The organism is Planctomycetia bacterium, assembly GCA_034440135.1.
Classification (GTDB): Bacteria; Planctomycetota; Planctomycetia; order Pirellulales; family JALHLM01; genus JALHLM01.
Window position 1 is genome coordinate 1 of record JAWXBP010000323.1, and the last position, 4009, is coordinate 4009.

Here is a 4009-nt window from a genome sequence, read left to right on the forward strand (position 1 = left end):
CTCGTCGAAGGAACGCCGCCATGTCGATCGCCGTGCAAAGCAAATCGGAATCGTATCTCGACCAAGCCCGAGTCATCCGCAGCACTTGGAGCGACGGCGAGCGACGTCGTCGAACAAGCCTCGGCTGCCGCCGCCGGTTGGCCCTTTTGCGTCAACTCGTCGGAGATCCTGTACCGTCGGAAATCTGGCCCGTCGGCGCCGTCAAGAGCGACGACCTCGTTCGCTTCGCCCGTTGCGGTTGACCCCGTGCGTCCCAATCGACCGAAGTCATTTTCTTCCCCGGCGAGCGCCTCGGCCACAGAGCCGTCGACAATCGCCACTTTTTCCAAAAGGAGAGTGCCATGAGTAACCAGTCGACCCTTCCCGCCCCCCGCACCAATGGCCTGAGCGCCTGGCGAAGCCCGTTGGGCCAATTACGTCGCGAAATGCGCGACTGGATGTCGAACTTTCTGCCCGAAAACGACGATTCCTGGTTCGGCGCTTCGGTGCCATCGCTGGACCTGTCGGAGACGCCCGAAGCCGTTCAAGTCCGGATGGACGTCCCGGGCGTCAAGGCCGCCGATCTCGACATCCAGATCAACGGCAACCTGCTGACGATCACCGGCAAGCGCGAAGAAGAGAAGGAAGAGAAGGACCGCACCTATCATCGCGTCGAGCGATCGAGCGGTTCGTTCTCGCGGACCGTGACCCTGCCGTGCTCGATCGACGAGGGTAAGGTCGACGCGCAGTACAAGGACGGCACTCTGACCGTCGCCTTGCCGAAGACGCCCGAAGCCAAGGCCCGTAAGATCCAGGTCAAGTCCTGACGCGGCGGCGGCGGGTCGCGGCTCGTCGCCGACGGCCGCGTCCCCGCCGCCACGTTTGGCTCTCCCGTCACGAGCACGACCGGAGCGACGATCCTCAGACTTGTACGACCTTATTGGCTCAGCCGTTCTCCAACAGCCATTGGACGGAGGCGCGGGATAGCTCGGCGGCGTTGTTGACGGCGAGCTTGCGTTTGATGTTTTCGCGATGCGTGTCGATGGTGTGTGTGCTGAGGAAAAGCCGTTCGGCAATGGCACTGGTCTTTAAGCCTTCCCCGATCATGCGAAAGATCTCGAGTTCACGGTCGGTAAGATATTCGATCGGGGTTTTGGTTTTGTCGGACGCGCCGAGGGCTTGGTTGACGAGCCGACGACTGATCTCCGGACTTAGGAAGCGTTCACCGGCGAGCACGGTACGGATGGCTTCGATCATCTTCTCATTGGATTCCTGTTTATTGAGATATCCAAGTGCGCCGGCCCGGAAAGCACGCTCAGCATAAAGAGACTCCTGAAAGCCGGAGATGACCAGCATTTTGACGGCGGGATAGAGAGACCTGATGCGCTTGATCAGTTCGATGCCGTGGCCGCTCTTGAGGGAGATATCAACGAGGACCAGGTCGGGGCCGGTTTGCTTCACAAGTGAGAGTGCCTGGTCTTCGGAGTCCGCTTCGCCGCACACTTCCAGGTCTGAATGGAGGGAAATACGCAACGCCAGCCCTTCACGAACCGACGGGTGGTCATCGACAATCAGTATTTTCACGGGCGAATGGCTTTTATTCACCACCGATTTCCCCCCCGTAAAGTGACACACATCTCACCAATGTTCCACCCGCCTCGCGGCGTTCGACATGCAACGTGCCACCAATCATCCCGGCGCGGTACTGCATGGTGCGCAACCCCATGCCGCGGTTTTTGCGAGTGGTGGCGACACCGCCGTCGGGCGCGTCGATGCCCAGGCCATTGTCACTCACTTCCAAGATAATCTCGCTTTCATTCTGCCGTAGCGAAATGCAAATGTCGTCGGCTTGGCTGTGCCGAAGTGCGTTGTTCACCGCTTCCTGGGCGATGCGGTACAGGTGCGTAGCCGCGGTGTTATTCAGCGGCATGACCGGCCCGGGATAATCGAAACGGCAACTGACCGCTGCGGTGTTGGTTGATGCGGCAAGCTCATCCAGCGCCGACCGCAACGCCTCGGCATCAATTTGAACCGGCATGATCCCGTGAGAGAGCTGTTGCACGTGCCGATTCGTCTCGGAAAGTCTCTGATTGAGCTTTTGGACGATGGCATGCATCCGCGTAAAGCCGACTTCGTCGAGTTGCCGCACGACTTGGCCATCAGTTTCCGTCCCCGGCACGCCTGTCATGAGCTTGAGCAACGTTCCCGCAACCAACGAGAGGCCAGTCAGCTCTTGCCCGATGCCGTCATGAAGTTCCAGGCCGATGCGGCGTTTTTCCTCGGCGGCAATTTCTAGAACATGTTTCTGCAATTCCTTGCATTCCGAGATGTCGCGGATGATCCCGGTAAAGTATCCGGAGTGGTCGACTTGGGTTACCGACAAGTCGATCGGAAACGTCGAGCCATCTTTACGAACAGCGACGAGTTCGCGAGGAACGTTGAGAATCCTCGCCCGGCTCGTTTCGCGATAATACCGGAGGTAGTTGTCGTGTGCTTCCCGGAACGGCGACGGCATCAGCATTTTGACGTTCTGACCGATCATCTCGGCATTGGAGTAGCCGAACATCTTCTCGGCAGCCCGATTGGCGGTCTCGATCCGGCCCTGGCTGTCAATCGTGATGATCGCGTCAAACGCGGAATTCCAGATGGCTTCGAGATGTTCGTGCTTCTCACGCAAGGCTTGCGTGCGGTGCGAGACGACCTCTTCCAGTTCTGCATTGCGCCGCTGCATCCTTGCCGCGGCCAGTTTGGAAGTTGTGTCGTCGAAAACATATCCCTTGATTCGCAGGAGTACGCCGTCTGCGTCGAAGGTTCCCAGTACGGTTTCGATGACATGGCGGATCGTCCCGTCGCTGTGTCGGCCGGTCCGTTCGTATCGCTCTAAGGTTTTGTTGTCCGAGAGGAGTTGGATAAAGCGTGGCCACGACAGGGGAGCGACATAGAGGTCCGTCAGGCTGCTGCCAACAGCCTCTTCCCGACTGCTGAAGCCGAAAATCTCCACGAAGGCTTGGTTGCAAAGCAGAATCGTTCCATCCGGCGCGGCGAGATACCCCCCCGTGAGGTCGTCCTCGAAAAGCAGCCGAAAGCGCTCTTCGCTTTCCCGGAGCAATTCCTGAGCCTGTTTGCCTTCCGTGATATCGCGGAGAAGGCTGTCGTAGGCGATCACACGACCTTGGGCATCGTGGTACGGAACGACTGTCTTCTGAATCCAACGGATTTGGCCGTCCTTGCGCCGGATGCGGTATTCAACCGCCGGCGCCTGCTGACCCAAAAGAACCGCGGCCGACTGACGCTCGATGACGGAACGGTCATCCCCCGAAACGGTTTCAATCCACAACAACGGATTGGCGGCAAACTCATCCGGCGTGTATCCGGTGACTACTTCGCAGTTCGCTCCGTGGATCTTTTGCACCACCCGCCCACCCTCGACCCGGACGTGGTAGTGATAATCGGCCACCGCAGCACGCAGGCAGCGGTAGCGACACTCGGATTCTTCAAGTAATCGGGGCGGTTGCTGTTCTTCTATTTTCACATTGATGCCCGAACTGGCTGCAATTGCAGCAGAACGCTACGCGCCGGTTTGCGCTCACAATCCGAGATTCTAGCGATTCCGCACTCCAAGGGGCATGGCGGAATCCGCTATTCGCGACTGGCTTGTGCTTCGATTACGGAATGCCGGCCTGTGTCCCATAATCCCTGTCGCCGGCTTAGTCGAGTCCGATGTCCGCATGGGACAGCGGATTCCCCGGCATGAAAATGGCCGAACGCCCCTACGGCACGCGGCCACGACGCCGTTACGAAAAAGGAGCGTAGTATGCGAGTGTTAATTGCTGACGGAGATGAGGTGTTTCTGGAAGTCGCCCAACGCTACCTGTCGTATCACGGGCATGTAGTGAACATCGCCACGAACGGACTGGAGAGTGTCGCCATCGTAACCGTTCACACCCCGGGATGATTTTGTCGGGAAGCTGATCTTTTCCAAAACGGCGATTTCGGCGACACCATGGTGATGTCGCAGGAACCGCTGATC

General features: G+C 58.7%; 5 protein-coding genes. 2 read left to right on the plus strand and 3 right to left on the minus strand.

The features are described from left to right. Together SGJ19_19620 and SGJ19_19625 are read left to right on the plus strand one after the other, a co-directional pair. Nucleotides 1–242: hypothetical protein (locus tag SGJ19_19620; protein ID MDZ4782461.1), on the plus strand; the 242-nt coding region annotated here is incomplete at its 5' end. Between the two features lie 99 nt (nt 243–341). Beyond that, nucleotides 342–806 carry an Hsp20/alpha crystallin family protein gene (locus SGJ19_19625; protein ID MDZ4782462.1) on the plus strand — a complete coding sequence of 155 codons (465 nt, stop codon included), beginning with the start codon at nt 342–344 and terminating at the stop codon, nt 804–806. A gap of 118 nt (nt 807–924) precedes the next feature. Here the strand turns inward: SGJ19_19625 and SGJ19_19630 are convergent, their stop codons facing one another. The 3 genes from SGJ19_19630 to SGJ19_19640 form a co-directional block, all read right to left on the minus strand. After that, nucleotides 925–1563 (minus strand): response regulator transcription factor, encoded by a 639-nt coding sequence (locus SGJ19_19630; protein MDZ4782463.1) that lies wholly within the window; start codon nt 1561–1563, stop codon nt 925–927. Between the two features lie 13 nt (nt 1564–1576). Then, complete coding sequence (locus SGJ19_19635) at nt 1577–3436, minus strand: PAS domain S-box protein (protein ID MDZ4782464.1); 1860 nt, start codon at nt 3434–3436, stop codon at nt 1577–1579. A gap of 366 nt (nt 3437–3802) precedes the next feature. Next, nucleotides 3803–4009 (minus strand): hypothetical protein (locus SGJ19_19640; GenBank protein ID MDZ4782465.1); only part of this gene is annotated, 207 nt, incomplete at its 5' end.

What these genes read in the sequence shown, in the direction of transcription:
- SGJ19_19625 (MDZ4782462.1), top strand. Translation starts at nt 342, where the DNA reads ATGAGTAACCAGTCGACCCTTCCCGCCCCCCGCACCAATGGCCTGAGC.